This is a genomic window from Caenispirillum salinarum AK4 (assembly GCF_000315795.1).
In the GTDB taxonomy this organism is placed as follows: Bacteria; Pseudomonadota; Alphaproteobacteria; order Rhodospirillales; family Rhodospirillaceae; genus Caenispirillum; species Caenispirillum salinarum.
Map to the genome: position 1 here is coordinate 138,929 of NZ_ANHY01000002.1, position 15,324 is coordinate 154,252.

The 15,324-nt window shown below is 68.1% G+C and carries 13 protein-coding genes; 11 read left to right on the plus strand and 2 right to left on the minus strand.

The annotated features are described in order from the left end of the window. Window positions 1-2: 2 nt before the first annotated feature. From C882_RS00750 to C882_RS00795, 10 genes are all read left to right on the plus strand, one after another. Entirely contained in the window at window positions 3-764 is a 762-nt protein-coding gene (locus C882_RS00750; RefSeq protein ID WP_009538607.1) for an ABC transporter ATP-binding protein, read from the plus strand. After that, window positions 764-1,534 carry an ABC transporter ATP-binding protein gene (locus tag C882_RS00755; RefSeq protein WP_009538608.1) on the plus strand — a complete coding sequence of 257 codons (771 nt, stop codon included), beginning with the start codon at window positions 764-766 and terminating at the stop codon, window positions 1,532-1,534. Before C882_RS00750 ends, C882_RS00755 begins: the two co-directional genes overlap by 1 nt. A 247-nt stretch (window positions 1,535-1,781) precedes the next feature. Next, entirely contained in the window at window positions 1,782-2,612 is an 831-nt protein-coding gene (locus C882_RS00760) for a universal stress protein (protein WP_009538609.1), read from the plus strand. A gap of 275 nt (window positions 2,613-2,887) precedes the next feature. After that, on the plus strand, window positions 2,888-3,286 hold the full coding sequence (locus C882_RS00765; protein ID WP_009538611.1) for a response regulator transcription factor: 399 nt from the start codon (window positions 2,888-2,890) through the stop codon (window positions 3,284-3,286). A 12-nt stretch (window positions 3,287-3,298) separates the two neighbouring features. Next, window positions 3,299-3,658 (plus strand): hypothetical protein, encoded by a 360-nt coding sequence (locus C882_RS00770; protein WP_009538612.1) that lies wholly within the window; start codon window positions 3,299-3,301, stop codon window positions 3,656-3,658. Between the two features lie 9 nt (window positions 3,659-3,667). Further along, window positions 3,668-6,445 (plus strand): ATP-binding protein, encoded by a 2,778-nt coding sequence (locus C882_RS00775; RefSeq protein ID WP_009538613.1) that lies wholly within the window; start codon window positions 3,668-3,670, stop codon window positions 6,443-6,445. Window positions 6,446-6,515: 70 nt separating this feature from the next. Then, window positions 6,516-7,526, plus strand: a complete 1,011-nt coding sequence (gene cobD / locus C882_RS00780) for a threonine-phosphate decarboxylase CobD (RefSeq protein ID WP_009538614.1) — start codon at window positions 6,516-6,518, stop codon at window positions 7,524-7,526. A gap of 185 nt (window positions 7,527-7,711) precedes the next feature. Then, entirely contained in the window at window positions 7,712-9,013 is a 1,302-nt protein-coding gene (locus C882_RS00785) for an ATP-grasp domain-containing protein (protein ID WP_009538615.1), read from the plus strand. 31 nt (window positions 9,014-9,044) lie between these two features. Further along, the gene (locus tag C882_RS00790; protein ID WP_009538616.1) at window positions 9,045-11,081 is read left to right on the plus strand and encodes a CocE/NonD family hydrolase; all 2,037 of its coding nucleotides are present in this window, start codon (window positions 9,045-9,047) and stop codon (window positions 11,079-11,081) included. Between the two features lie 85 nt (window positions 11,082-11,166). Then, a complete protein-coding gene (locus C882_RS00795) occupies window positions 11,167-11,652 on the plus strand; it encodes a YchJ family protein (protein ID WP_009538617.1) in 486 nt (161 codons plus the stop codon). A 66-nt stretch (window positions 11,653-11,718) separates the two neighbouring features. Here the strand turns inward: C882_RS00795 and C882_RS00800 are convergent, their stop codons facing one another. Continuing rightward, window positions 11,719-12,171: a GtrA family protein gene (locus tag C882_RS00800; protein ID WP_009538618.1), complete on the minus strand. Its 453-nt coding sequence runs from the start codon at window positions 12,169-12,171 to the stop codon at window positions 11,719-11,721. Beyond that, window positions 12,168-13,268 (minus strand): glycosyltransferase family 2 protein, encoded by a 1,101-nt coding sequence (locus tag C882_RS00805; RefSeq protein WP_009538619.1) that lies wholly within the window; start codon window positions 13,266-13,268, stop codon window positions 12,168-12,170. The genes C882_RS00800 and C882_RS00805 overlap by 4 nt, the downstream gene beginning before the upstream one ends. A 252-nt stretch (window positions 13,269-13,520) precedes the next feature. Between C882_RS00805 and C882_RS00810 the strand changes: the two genes are divergently transcribed. After that, the gene (locus tag C882_RS00810; protein ID WP_152415151.1) at window positions 13,521-15,314 is read left to right on the plus strand and encodes a glycosyltransferase family protein; all 1,794 of its coding nucleotides are present in this window, start codon (window positions 13,521-13,523) and stop codon (window positions 15,312-15,314) included. Window positions 15,315-15,324: the final 10 nt, after the last annotated feature.

A 15,324-nucleotide genomic window follows, 5' to 3' on the forward strand; every position in this document is an offset into this window, starting at 1 on the left:
TCATGGACAACATCGTTCTCGACGTTTCCGACGTCCACAAGAGCTTCGGCGGCCTGAAGGCGCTCAACAACATCAACCTTCAGGTCGAGGAAGGGAAGATCCACGCCATCATCGGTCCCAACGGTGCCGGCAAGTCGACCCTTCTGAACACCATCATCGGCCGCCTGGTGCCCGACACCGGCTCGGTGATCTTCAACGGCCGGTCCATCACGGGCATGCAGCCGCACGAGATCAACCAGGCGGGCGTGGTGCGCGTGTTCCAGACGCCGGAAATCTTCCCCGACCTGACGTTGTTGCAGAACGTCATGATCCCGGCGTTCGCCAGCAAGGAAGGGCCGGTGAAGTTCAACTTCTTCCGCAGCCTGTTCGGCGAGAAGGACGTCCGCGAGCAGGCCGAGGAGGTGATGCTGGACCTGGGCCTGCACGACCAGATGAACCGTCCGGCCTCAGACCTGTCGCGCGGCGACAAGCGGCGCCTGGAAATGGCCATGAGCCTGGTCCAGAACCCCAAGCTCCTGCTGCTGGACGAGCCGACGGCCGGCATGTCGCGCGCCGACACCAACCGGACCATCGAAATCCTTCAGCGCATCAAGGCCCGCGGCAAGACCAAGGTCATCATCGAGCACGACATGCACGTCGTGTTCTCGCTCGCCGACCACATCAGCGTGCTCGCCCAGGGTGCCATCATCTGCTCCGGTCCGCCGCATGAGGTGAAGGGCAACCCGGTCGTGCAGGAAGCCTATCTCGGAGGGGCGCACATCTAATGGCTATCGACACCAAGGAACGAAAGGCCCCGGGCGTTGCGCCCATTCAGGCCAAGGGGACCGCGCCGGCGTTCTTCTCCGTGTACGACATCCACGCCTACTACGGCGAGAGCTACATCGTGCAGGGGGTGAGCTTCGACATCCGCGAGGGCGAGATTCTCGCCCTGCTGGGCCGCAACGGTGCCGGCAAGACGTCGACGCTGCGCACGCTGGCCCGGCTGGACAACCCCGAGCTGAAGCACGGGGAAATCTGGCTGGACCACCAGCCGCTGCACGACATGCAGGCCCACCAGGCCGCCAAGAACGGTATCGGCCTGGTGCCCGAGGACCGGCGCATCATCCCCGGCCTGACGGTCGAGGAGAACCTGATCCTGGCCCAGATCGAGCCGCCCATCGGCTGGTCGGTGGAACGCATCTACGAGCTGTTCCCCCGCCTGGGCGAGCGGCGCAACCAGGAGGGCGTGACGCTTTCGGGCGGCGAACAGCAAATGCTCGCCATCGGCCGCGCGCTGGCCCGCGACATCAAGCTGCTGCTGCTGGACGAGCCGTATGAGGGCCTCGCCCCGGTGATCGTACAGGAGATCGAGAAGACGCTGGAAAACATCAAGAAACTCGGCATCACCACGATCATCGTCGAGCAGAACGCGGTTGCGGCGCTGCATATCTCGGACCGTGCCATCATCATGGACATGGGCGAGGTGGTCTTCGACGGCGACGCGCAGGAGGTTCTGGAGAACGAGCAGCTTCGCCACGACTATCTGGCGATCTGATCCGGAACAGGCGAACGACGCCGACCGCCAAGGCGACGGGCTCGCTTCCGGGAGACGGAGGCGGGCCCGTTGTCGCTGAGGGGGCAACGACTGAACCAGGTATCGGGCGACGCATGAACCCGGACACGCGCGTCGCCCGGCAAGGCCGACGGGCCGCCGCGCCTTGTGGCGCGAAAGCCTGCATGGCGTTCAAACGCAGCGTCGATGTTTTGAACCGTCGACGCCTATAAGAGACAGGGGGGGTGGCATGAGCTACCGGCACATTTTCGTGCATCTGGACAGCAGCGAGCACTGCGAGAAGCGGGTGGTGCCCACGCTGGTCATGGCGCAGCGCTTCGGGGCGCATGTCACGGCCGTTTTTTCACAGGTCGACGGCGTCATTCCCGATTACGGCATCCCGGAAGGTTTGCCCAAGACCACGGCGGCCGTCGGCGGGTGGGTGGTCGACACGTTCGCCAAGCGCGCCCGCGAGGCCGACGTCCGCTTCAACGCCGATGTCGCCAGCCTGGGCTCGGCGGCGACGGTCATCGAGGAAACCACCGAGGCCGCGCGCAACGCCGACCTGGCGGTGATCGGCCAGCACGACCCCCACAACGTTCTGGGGGAGACGCCCGAGGATCTGGTGGAGCACGTCATCCTCGACAGCGCCCGGCCGGTGCTGGTCATTCCCTACGCGGGGCTGTTCTACGACATCGGCAGGCGCGTTCTGGTGGGCTGGAACGGGACGCGCGAGGCGACGCGGGCGCTGAACGACGGCATGCCGCTCATTTCGGGCGGAGAGGAGGTGCGCCTTCTGACCGTGCAGCCGCCCAAGGAGATGAACAAGCCCTTCGAGGAGTTGCAGGGCCGCCTGATGCACCACCTGAAGGTCCACAGCATCGAACCCAAGCTGCTGCGCGAGCCCAAGAGCAGCGACATGTCGGTCGCCAACCTGCTGGTCTCGCGCATCACCGATTACGGCTGCGATCTGCTGGTGCTGGGCGGCTACGGCCACTACGGGTTTCCGGCCGTGCTGCGCGGCGGCGTCACCCGCGGTCTGCTGAAACAGACCACGGTGCCGACCCTGCTCAGCCATTGATGGCCCGCCGCCCGGCCGGCCGCGGCAACCTGATACCTGCGATCTTCCTCCACCGCTGCCAGCGCGCGCGTATCCGGTTGGGCGTACGACCATGTGTTGTTTTTGCGAACGCCGAGGGGTGACACGATCCCTCGGCGGCGTTACCCTGGGTCTGTTTCGAAGGCGGGGGTGGCCTTCGATGAACCACGATCATGAACGTGGTGGATCGCGGCAGGCGCAACGACGTCAGAACGAAAAACCAAACGCCGCTGGTCCGGAGCCTGGGGAGGTGACAAGTGGCGATTTCGGTTCTCGTCGTGGAAGACGAGCGGAATATCGGTGAGTCCTTGCGGTTTCTCATGAACCGCCAGGGCTACGACGTGCGTCTGGCGCATGACGGGCGCGAGGCGCTGGACCTGCTGGAGGCCGGCACGGTGCCCGACCTTCTGCTTCTCGACATCATGATGCCGGGCTGCGACGGTTTCGCCGTGGCCCGCGCGGTGCGCGCCAATCCCGCCTTGGACAAGGTGCGGATCGTCATGCTGACGGCCAAGGGCAAGGACGTGGACCGGCGCAAGGGGCTGGACCTGGGCGTGGACGACTACATCCTCAAGCCCTTCTCCACCCGTGATGTGGTCGCCCGGGTGCGCGCCCTGCTGGAGCCCGAGCCGGCCGCGCACAGCGCGTCCGCCTGATCCGGTGACGCCATGACCGCCGCCCCGCAGCCGAGGCTCCAGGGCCTGCGCGAGCGGGCGGTGCTTCTGGTGATCCTGGGATTCGTGCTGCTTCTGCCGCCGTTCCTGCTGGTGGTCGACCACCGGGCGGAGGCCTTCGGTGCGCCGTTGTTCTATGTCTACATCTTTGTCGTTTGGGGCGGGCTGATCGGGCTCAACGCCGTCCTGGCCCGCCGGCTGGACGACGCCACCCGCGCCGCCGAGGCCGCCGAGGCCGCTGCCAACCTGGCCGAGCGCGCGCAGTCGGGCACCGCGCGCGCCGGCGCGGCGGAGGCGGCTGGTCCCGGACCCGGACCCGACGACGATCTTCCCGCCGGCGGCGGGGGGCGCTAAGGTCCGCTCATGGTCGCCCCCTGGCTCATCGTCACCGCCTCGCTGCTGTATGTGGGGCTTCTGTTCGCCATCGCCTGGTGGGGCGACCGGCGGGCGGGGCAGGGGCGCAGTGTAATCCGCAACCCGATGGTCTACACGCTGTCCATCGCCGTCTACTGCACGTCCTGGACGTTCTACGGCGCCGTCGGCACGGCTGCGCGCAAGGGTCCGGAGTTCCTGACGATCTACCTGGGCCCGACGCTGATGTTCCTGGCCTGGTGGTTCGTGCTGCGCAAGATCGTGCGCATTACCCGCACCCACCGCGTGACGTCCATTGCCGATTTCATATCGTCGCGTTACGGCAAGTCGCCGCGGCTGTCGGGCCTGGTGACGGTGATCGCCGTGGTCGGCACCATGCCCTATATCGCCCTGCAGTTGAAGGCGGTGGCGACCAGTTACACCGCGCTGGTGGGCTTTCACGCCATCGTCGGCGCCCCCAGCCCGCCGCCGGCGGCCGTGCCGGCGGACACGGCTTTCTGGGTGGCGGCCGCCATGGCGGTCTTCGCCATCCTGTTCGGCACCCGCCACATCGACGCCTCGGAACACCACGAGGGCGTGGTGGCGGCCATCGCCTTCGAAAGCCTGGTGAAGCTGCTGGCCTTTCTGGCCGTCGGGCTGTTCGTGGTGTTCATCATGCACGACGGCTTCGCCGACCTGTTCGCCCTGGCGGCGGAGCGCGTGCCCGACGTCGCCCAGCTTTATGCCCTGTCCGGTGCGACCGCGACCGACCGCTGGGTGACCATGCTTCTGCTGGCCATGGTCGCCGTCATCTGCCTGCCGCGCCAGTTCCAGGTGACGGCGGTGGAGAACGTCGACGAGCGCCACGTCTCCACCGCCGCCTGGGCCTTCCCGCTGTACCTGGCGGTCATCAGCCTGTTCGTGCTGCCCATCGCGGTGGCCGGCCTGATCCACCTGCCGTCGGGGGCGGAGGCCGACAGCTTCGTCCTGACCGTGCCGCTGTCGCAGGACAACCAGGTGCTGGCGCTGATCGCCTTCCTGGGCGGACTGTCGAGTGCCACAGGCATGGTGATCGTGGCCGCCATCAGTCTGTCCATCATGATTTCCAACGACCTGGTCATGCCCCTGCTGCTGCGGCTGAAGTGGTTGCGGCTGACCAGTCGCGGCGATCTGACCGGCTTGCTGCTGTTCATCCGCCGCGCCGCCATCGTGGCGCTGCTGCTGATGGGCTACGGCTATTACCGCGCCACCGGCGGCACGGGGGCGCTGGCTTCCATCGGCCTGATCTCGTTCTCGGCGATGGCGCAACTGGCGCCCGCCATGCTGGGCGGGCTGTTCTGGAAGAACGCCACCCGCGCCGGCGCCCATGCGGGCCTGCTGGCGGGGTTCGCCATGTGGGCCTACACGCTGGTGCTGCCCAGCATGGCGTCGGCGGACTGGATCGGGCCCGAGGTCGTCCAGGCCGGGCCGTGGGGACTCGCGCTGCTGCGGCCGGAGGCGCTGTTCGGGCTGGACGGGCTGGACCCGCTGGCCCATGCCCTGTTCTGGAGTTGGCTGTTCAACATCGGCGCCTTCGTCGGCGTTTCGGTCTTCGGCAAGCAGGGGCCGCTGGAGCGCGTGCAGGCGACGGTCTTCGTCGACATTTTCCGCCGCCGCGACACCGCCACGCCGCACATGTGGCGCCGCGCCGCGACGGTGAAGGACCTGTACGCCCTCACCCAGCGGTTCCTGGGCCACACGGTCGCCTACCGCCTGTTCCGCAAGCACGCCAAGCGCATGGGGGCGCGCAGCATCCGCTCGCTCACCGACGCCGATCCGGCCCTGGTGACAGCGGTGGAGCAGGAATTGGCGGGCTCTATCGGCGCGGCCTCGGCGCGGGTGATGGTGGCCTCGGTCGCCAAGGGCGACATGGTGTCGCTGAACGAGGTGCTGAAGATCCTCGAGGAAACCAGCCAGGTCATCGAATACAGCCAGCGCCTGGAACAGAAATCGCGCGAGTTGGAGCAAACCACGGCCGAACTGCGCGAGGCCAACCGCCGGCTGCAGGAACTGGATCGGCTGAAGGACGAGTTCCTTTCGACCGTCAGCCACGAACTGCGCACGCCGCTGACGTCCATCCGCAGCTTTTCCGAAATCCTGACCGACAACCCGGACCTGACGCGCGAGGAGGCGGAACGCTTTTTGGGCATCATCGTGCGCGAGAGCGAGCGGTTGACGCGCCTCATCGACCAGCTTCTCGACCTGGCGCGCCTCCAGGCCGGGCATGGCGACTGGAACATGGCGCCGGTGTCGGTGCGCGAGGCGCTGGAACATGCCTGCGGCGTGGTCAACGCACTCTACACCGAGCGCCGCATCGGCCTGAGCCTGGAAATCAAGGGCGACACCGAGGTGGCGCCGGTCCACGCCGACCGCGACCGCCTGACGCAGGTTTTCGTCAACCTGCTGTCCAACGCCGCCAAATACGCCCCGCCGCAGAGCGGTCAGGTGACGGTGAAGGCCGAATGCCGCCGGGATGACTGGCGCATCTCCGTCGCCGACAACGGCCCCGGCATCCCGGCCGACCGGCGTGAACAGGTGTTCGACCGCTTCGTCCAGGTGCCCGAGGCCGAGGGCGGGCGGCCAGGCGGCGGCACGGGCCTGGGGCTGGCCATCTCGCGCCAGATCGTCGAGCACTTCGGCGGCCACATCTGGGTGGAGGCCTCGCCCCAGGGCGGTGCGCTGTTCCGCGTCATCCTGCCCCGCAGCGGGGTGGAGCCGCGCCAGCCCGAAGCCGGCCAGGCGGCGCAGTAGGCACTTCGGCCACCGATGCCGAGGGTGCGGACGCCATGGACGGCGGCGGCAAATCTGCTATCAAGGCGGCATGAGCGATCCCTTCTCCGTCTTCCGCCACCACGGCGGCAACCTGTCGGCCGCCGTCGCCGCGACCGGGCGGCCGCGTGCCGAATGGCTGGACCTGTCGACGGGCATCAACCCGCGGCCCTATCCCGTCCCGCCCATCCCCGCCAACGCCTGGACGCGCCTGCCCGAGGCGGCGGAGGATGCGGCGCTGGTGGCGGCGGCGCGGGCGGCCTATGGCGTCGCGCAGGGGGCGACCGTGGTGCCGGCGCCGGGGACGCAGGCGCTCATCCAGTGGCTGCCGCTGTTGCGGCCGCGCGGCCGCGTGGGCATCGTCGGCCCCACCTACGGCGAGCACGCCACCGCCTGGGCGCGCGCCGGGCACGCGGTCGAGGATCTTTCCAGGCCGCCGGCGCCGGACGAGGCGGGGGCGCCGGACGTGGTGGTGGTCGTCAATCCCAACAATCCCGACGGGCGCCGCCATGATCCCGACGCCCTGCTGGCCCTGGCGGAGGGCCAGGCGCGGCGCGGCGGCTGGCTGGTGGTGGACGAGGCCTTCGCCGACGTGGCGCCCGACGTCTCGCTGTGCGGCCGGGCCGGCGGACCGGGATTGGTGATCCTGCGCTCGCCGGGCAAGTTCTACGGTCTTGCGGGCCTGCGGCTGGGGTTCGCGGTGGCCGGCGAGGACGTGGCCGCGCCTCTGGCCGCCAACCTGGGGCCCTGGGCGGTGGCCGGTCCGGCACTAGCAGTGGGCGCGGCGGCGCTGGCCGACCTGGCATGGCGCGACGCGACACGGGCCTGGCTGGCGGAGCGCCGGCGGGCGCTTGACGGTGTTCTCGCCGCGGCCGGGCTGACGATCGTCGGCGGCACCGACCTGTTCCGGCTGATCGAGGCGCCCGACGCCGCGGCCCGGTTCGAGCGGCTGGCGCGGGCGGGCATCCTGGCGCGGCCGTTCGCCTATGCGCCCCGCTGGCTGCGGCTGGGCCTGCCGGCGGACGATGCCGGGCTGGCGCGGCTGGCCGAGGCAATGGCGTAGGCCCCTTCTGCCAATGTCGCCGTAATGTCGGGCAGTTGTACCGAATGATTGGCGTGGTTCCCGGAAGGTCTTGCCCGAGCATAGCACTGCGGCTTTATTGCATGACTTTTCAAGAATCGTTCTGATTTCGAACGTCGTTCCAGCGCAGCCGTTCCATAGGCAAACGCCTTAGCGAGAGGACGGCCATGACAACCGACAAGACCAACATCTTCGTGCTGGGCCTCGACCCCTTCAACGAGCGCATGTGCGAGACCATCCGCAATTCGGCGGACTACCATTTCCACCCGCTGCTGGACCCTGACGAGGTCGCCTTCGCCGAGACCTACGACGTGCCGGACCTGCTGTCGAAGGCGCGCGCCGACCTGGACAGCTTCGAGGAGCCGGTGCACGGCATCATCTCGTGGTGGGACTTTCCGTCGACCAGCATGCTGCCGCTGCTGCGCGGCGAGCGCGATCTTCCCGGCCCGACGCTGGAAAGCGTGCTGCGCTGCGAACACAAGGCCTGGAGCCGCCTGATTCAGAAGGAGCACCTGCCCGAGTGCACGCCCGAGTTCGACGTGGTGAACCCGGACGAGGTGCAGGACTGGGGCGATCTGAAGGTGACGCCGCCGTTCTTCCTCAAGCCCGTTAAGGCGCACTCCAGCTTCCTCGGCTTCATGATTCACAGCGAAGAGGAATGGAAGGAGGCCATCGAGGAAATCCGCGAGAACATCCATCACTTCGCGGAGCCCTTCAACTACTTCCTGGAACGCGCCGACCTGCCCGAGGACATCCGCAAGCTCGACGGCCGGCATTGCATCGCCGAGGACGTCATCGGCGGCCGTCAGGCGACGCTGGAGTGCTTCGTCCACGAGGGCAAGACCGAGGTCTACGGCGTCATCGACAGCATCAACGAGCCCAACGGCGTCAGCTTCCGGGCCTACCGCTATCCGTCGGAACTGCCGCAGGGCATCCAGGACCGCATGATCGAGGCGGCCAAGAAGTGGGCCGAGGTCGCGGGCCTCGACAATACGCCGTTCAACATCGAATTCTTCTGGGACGAGGAAAAGGACAAGCTGTGGGTGCTGGAGATCAACAGCCGCATGTCCAAGTCCCACTGCCCACTGTTCGCCATGGTGGACGGTGCCAGCCATCAGCAGGTGGCGGTCATGCTGTCCACCGGCCGGCATCCGGAAATGCCCTACCGCGAGGGCCGCTTCCCGGTGGCCGCCAAATACATGATGCGCGTCTACGAGAACGCCGAAGTCACCCACGCGCCGACGGACGACGAGATCAACGCCCTGCAGCGGGAGTGCGACTGCTACATCCGCATGGAGGTCGAGGACGGCCAGCGCCTGGACGAATTGATCGACCAGGACAGCTATTCCTACGAGGTGGGCGTTGTGTTCCTTGGCGGCAACGACTTCGACGACGTGGACGCCAAGTACGAACGTCTGCGCGAAAAGCTGCCGCTGGAGCTGACGCCCGTCGACGAGGAGGGCGCGTGACACCGATGACCGAGAAGCAGTAGGGGGTAAGATGACGGTCAAGGACATGCACGAGATGCCGCACGAGGTGCGGTGCGACGACCACGTGCTGATACCCATGCGCGACGGCATCAACCTGTCGGCGCGCATCTGGCGGCCCACGGACAGCGATGGCGCGCCGGTGCCCGCCATCCTGGAATACATCCCCTACCGCAAGCACGATTTCACGGCTACCCGCGACGCCATCAACCACCCGTACTTCGCCGGCCACGGCTATGCGGCGGTGCGGGTGGACATCCGGGGTTCGGGCGACAGCGAGGGCGTGCTGGAAGACGAATACCTGGAAAGCGAGCTTCAGGACGGCTGCGAGATCATCGACTGGCTGGCCGCGCAGCCCTGGTGCGACGGCAACGTGGGCATGATCGGCATCAGCTGGGGCGGCTTCAACGGCCTGCAGATCGCCGCCCGCCGCCCGAAGCCGCTGAAGGCCGTGGTGTCGGTGTGCTCCACCGACGACCGCTACACCGACGACGTCCACTACATGGGCGGCTGCCTCCTGGGCGACAACCTGTCGTGGGCCTCGACCATGTTCGCCTACAACAGCCTGCCGCCCAACCCCAACACGGTGGGCGACAAGTGGCGCGAAATGTGGATGGAGCGCCTGAAGGGCAGCGGCCTGTGGCTCGCCAAGTGGCTGGAGCACCAGCACCGCAACGACTTCTGGAAGCACGGCTCCATCAACGAGGACTGGAGCCTGGTGACCACGCCGGTCATGGCCGTCTCGGGGTGGGCCGACGGCTACACCAACGCCGTCTTCCGCCTGCTCCAGCACCTTCAGGGGCCCAAGCAGGGCATCGTCGGGCCGTGGAGCCACAAATACCCCCACAAGGGCGAACCCGGCCCGCCGGTCGGCTTCCTGCAGGAATGCATCCGCTGGTGGGACCACTGGCTGAAGGGGCGCGACACGGGCATCATGGACGAGCCCATGCTGCGCGCCTGGATCCAGGACAGTGCGCCGCCCACAACCAGCTATGAAATCCGTCCCGGCCGCTGGGTCGGCGAGCCCTGCTGGCCGTCGGAAAACATCGAGCGCCGCCGCCTGCCCCTGTGCTCGGACCGTCTGCTGGACGCGGGCTCGGAAGGAGAGGTCGCACCCGACGACGTCCGCACCCTGCAATCGCCCCTGTCGGTGGGGCTCTATGCCGGCAAGTGGTGTTCCTATGCCGCCGGGCCCGATCTCGCCCACGACCAGCGGGAAGAGGACGGCGGCGCGCTGACCTTCACCACGCAGCCGCTGGAAGAGGACCTGATGCTGCTGGGCGCGCCCTGGCTGGAACTGGAGCTGACCTCCAGCGCGCCGGTGGCCATGGTGGCGGCCCGTCTGTCGGACGTGCGCCCCTCCAACGAGGCGACGCGCGTGACCTGGGGCATTCTCAACCTGACCCACCGCGAGACCCACGAGCATCCGACGCCGCTGGAGCCCGGCGAGAAGTACCGGGTGTTCCTCAAGCTCAACGATTGCGGGGCGACCATCCCCAAGGGCCACCGCCTGCGCCTGTCGCTGTCGACCAGCTACTGGCCGCTGGCCTGGGCGCCGCCGGAGCAGGCGGCCTTGCGCATCTACATGAAGGACTCGCACCTGACCCTGCCCATCCGCACGCCGCAGCCGGAGAAGGACGAGCAGATCCGCTTCGGCCCGGTGGAGCACGCGCCGCCGATGGAAACCACCACCCTGGACGTGGGCGAGAGCACGTGGCGCGTCATACGGGACCTCGCCACCGACGTCTCCACGCTCGAGGTCGTCAAGGACGACGGCCGCTTCCGCATCGAGTCGGAGGGGCTGGAGGTCTGGTCGGACACCCGCGAATGGTACTCAAGCTACAACAACGAGTACGACTCCTTGCGCGGCGAGACCCTGTGGACGCGCGGTTTCCGCCAGGGCGACTGGGAGGTCGAGACGGTCACCCGCACGGTCCTGACGTGCGATGCGGAAAACTTCTACGTCCGCGCCGACCTGGACGCCTACGAGGGCGAGACGCGCGTGTTCTGCCACAGCTGGAACGAGACCATCCGGCGTCAGCTGGTATGACGCCGGCGTGACAGAGGCTTTGCGCATCGGCCCCCTGTAGGGTATCAGGGGGCCGACTTTTTCGTCCGGCAAGAGGTTTGCTTCCATGACTGCCTGCCCCTGCGGCTCCGGCCGCGACTACGACGCCTGCTGCGGCCCCCTTCTTGCGCGCAAGGCCAAGGCTGAGACGGCGGAGGCGCTCATGCGCTCGCGCTATACCGCCTTCACCAAGGGCGATGTCGATTATCTGGAAGAAACCCTGCGACCCGACACCCGCGACGACTTCGAGCGCGAGGCGGTGGCGGAGTGGTCGCGCGAAAGCACCTGGCAGGGCCTGGAAATCCGCTCCACCGAGGCCGGCGGCCCGGCCGACGACAAGGGCGTGGTCGAGTTCGTGGCGCACTTCTCCTTCCAGGGCAAGCCACAGGTCCACCACGAGACCAGCGTTTTCGCCAAGGACGGCGACACCTGGTACTACGTCGACGGCAAGATGGGCCCGCCGCCGCGCACCGTGCAGAAGGTCGGCCGCAACGATCCCTGTCCCTGCGGGTCGGGCAAGAAGTTCAAGAAGTGCTGCGGGGCGGCGGCCTGAGCGACGGCCAGCCGGCCTCGCCGGACGAGGGGTGTCGGGTTTCGAGTGTCGTCCGGTATCACCCCTTCACTTGAACACCCAGTACTTGTTGAGCAGGTAGGTGGTTGGCGGCACCACGCCCACCGCCACCATCAGCGCCAGCGCGTCGGGCAGGGCGTCGAAGCGCTCCACCAGCCACAGCGTGCCCTGGCTCATGGAAAAGCCGCCGATGACGGTGGCGACGAACCTGGGCAGGCGCGCGGCCGCCCCCGCCCCGGTGCCGTCGGCCGCGGCCCGGAAGGTCCATCGACTGTGGCCGATCCAGGAGACGGCGACGGCGGTGAGAAACCCGACGACGTTGGCGTACAGCGGCGGGGCGACCGGCAGGGCGGCCAGGGCGGTCAGGTAGTGCACCGCCGTCGCGGCCAGGCCGACGACGCCGAACCGCGCGATCTCCATCACCGGCAGCCCGGCCAGCCGCGCCAGCGGCGTTCGGCGCAGGACGCGGGCGGCCGTCGTCGTCGGATCGCCGTTCGTCATTGGGCCGCGCGCTCGGCCGCGGGGGCGGTGCGCAGGCGTTCGGGCGCCGCCGGGGCCTTGATGGAGCCGCCGGCACCGCGCTGGACGCTGCGGACCAGATAGATCGGGCGCTGCTTGACCTCCTGGAAGGTGCGGCCCAGGTACTCGCCCAGCACCCCCAGCGACAGCAGTTGCAGCCCGCCCAGGAACAGCATGACCGTCAGCAGCGAGGCATAACCGGGAACGTCGACGCCCAGGATCAGCGTCTTGGCGATGGTGAACAGGGCGTAGACGAACGCCAGCACGGCGACCACGGCGCCGACGTAACTCCACACGCGGAGCGGCAGGGTCGTGAAGCTGGTGATGCCGTCCAGGGCGAAGTTCCACAGCTTCCAGTATCGCCATTTCGTGTTGCCGGCGGCGCGCGGGGCGCGGGTGTAGACAACGGCGGCCGACCGGAAGCCGACCCAGGCGAAGACGCCTTTCATGAATCGGCTGCGTTCGGGCAGACGGCGCACGGCCTCGACCACCGCCCGGTCCATCAGTCGGAAGTCGCCGGTGTTCACCGGGATGGGCACGTCGGTGATACGATTGAACATGCGGTAGAAGGCCAGCGCCGTCGTGCGCTTCAGCCAATTGTCGCTGTCGCGGTTGGCGCGCGCGCCGTAAACCACGTCATAGCCTTCGCGCCATTTCTCGACCATCTGGACGATGACCTCGGGCGGGTCCTGCAGGTCGCAGTCGATGGGAATGACCGCGGCGCCCGAGCAGTATTCCAGCCCGGCCGTCAGGGCCGCTTCCTTGCCGAAGTTGCGCGACAGGTCCACCACCACGAGCCGCGGGTCCCGCTCCGCCCGTTCAAACAGCAGGGGCAGGGTGCGGTCGCGGCTGCCGTCATTGACGCAGACGATCTCCCACGTCAGCCCCAGGCCGTCGAGCACGCGCGTGATTTCGCGGAAGAAGATGTCGAGCACCTCTTCCTCGTTGTACATGGGGGCGATGATGGACAGGTCGACCGTTTGCGGGGCCGCGGCGGCCGTCTCGCCGGTCGACGCCCACTCCAGAGGCACGCCGGTGCGCGGCTTGGGGGAGGGGGACTTGGCGGCGGTGAAGGGCATGGCGACATCTCCGGCAGACGGACGGTCCGCGTAGAACGGTAGCCATGGCGGCGGCTCGCGTCCCGGGTTCATGCGCGGTAACGAAGCAACGTTCGGCCGAAGCCGGACGGCTATCGCCGATGCCGCAGGATGGCGCGTTATGCGCGGGCCGTGCCCACGTTCTGATTACGGCCCAAGGCCACGCGACAGCCGGAAACCCGAGCCCCTATAGTGTGCGGTGACTCGAAACAAGAACGGTCGAGAGATCCGTCCATGCCGCGATCGCGCCTTCGTGCTCCACGCGCCGCGAAAGAGCTGTCCGCCCATTGGTACGCAGTTGCTGCCGTCGCGGCTATCCTTGCCGCGACATGGCCGCTCTGGCTGGTGGGTGCACTCCCCGGCTGGGACCGTATTCCGCATGCCGTCTGGCACCTGTCCCTGAAGGAGCAGGTGTTGATGGGTGATCTCTATCCCCGTTGGCTCATTAACGGCAACGCCGGGCTGGGCAGTCCGGCGCTATATTTTTACGGCATCTTTCCCGTCGTCGTCGCGGCCGGCATCGGTCTGCTGCTGGACGCCTTGAACCTCGCGGCGACGCCTTTGCACGGGCTGGGCGCCACAGCGACGGTCTTCACCCTGGTCGGCTTCTTCGGGATGAACCGGCTTCTGCGGCGCTTCATCGGCCCGGCCTCCGCCATGATCGGCGGACTGGTCTTTGCGCTTCATCCTTTCGCGTTGTTCTTTGACCTGCTGCAGCGCTTCGGCTTCGCGGAACACGCCACCATGATGATGGCGCCGTGGCTCATCCTGCTCATATTGCGCGTCATCGACCGGCAGCGGCACGGCGTCGCGCTGCTTGCGCTGGTGACGGCGGCGATGATCGCCAGCCATCTGCCGTCGGCCGCCATCTGCGCCGCGACCATCGGCCCGGCTGCCCTGCTGTTCTGCATGCGGCAGCCCCGCTCGCTGCGCCTCGTCAGCGTGGGTCGGCTGGTGCTCGCCGGGATCCTCGGTGTGGCGCTGGCCTCGCCGTATCTCAGCACCGTGGCGACGCAAACCGGATGGATCAACGTCAACGCCCTGGTCGACCAGCCGTATTTCGACTACAGCGTCAACTTCGCCTTCACCGGCAGTAACGGCACGCCTCAGGAGTTGACGGCGTGGGCTGTCTTGCCGTCTCTGCTGGTCATCGTTGGTGGTGCGGGTTTGGCCTTCGCGGCCCGGCGGCGCCTGGGCCCGCCGATGCGGGACCTGCTGCTGCTGGCCCTGCCCGTCGCGGGCGTCAGCCTGTTCTTCATGACCGCGGTCAGCACGCCGGTGTGGGAGTGGGTCGAGCCATTGCAGACCATCCAGTTTCCCTGGCGCTTCACGGTCGCCCTGACCGTCGCTACGGGACTGATGGCGGGCGCCCTTGCTCACATCACGACCGCGACGCCGCGTCCATTGTTCCTGGTCGCCGCCATCGGGATCGTCATCGGGTCCGGCATCCTGACCTCGACCGCGGTCAAACGCGCGGTCTGGCTTCATGCCTCCGTCCTGAGCGAGGGTGCGGCGGCCATTCCCGTTCCCGAAGCGGTGCGCCTGCGACAAGACGTGCCCGAGTACCGGCCGATCTGGGCCGGGGCGCATTCTCTGACGGAAGACGAACTGAAGCGTCACGCGTCGGCGCCCCGACCGCCCGTCGTGGTAGACGAGGGGGTGGCGGACGCGGGGCAGGCGACGTGGGCCGCGGACCGCATCACGTTCGCCGGCACGGCAGCGGAACCGTCCTGCATGGTGCTGCACCACCTGTTCTATCCGACCTGGGTGCTGGCGCGGGACACGTCGGTCGCAGGGGTGAGGTTCGGGCCCGCCGCCGATGGACGCATGAGGGTCTGCGTGCCCGCCGGCCCGTTCGACGTGAGCATCGTTCGACGCCTGACGCCCGTGGAGCGGGGGGCGTTCGTCCTGGCGGCGGGGGCGGCGGCGCTCCTGGTGATCGGATCGCTGATGACCATGCGTCGGCGGACGTCGGCCGCATCGTCCGCGCCGCCCGGTTCAGCGATGGAGCATTCTGGGGGCGGATGAGGAGGCGCGT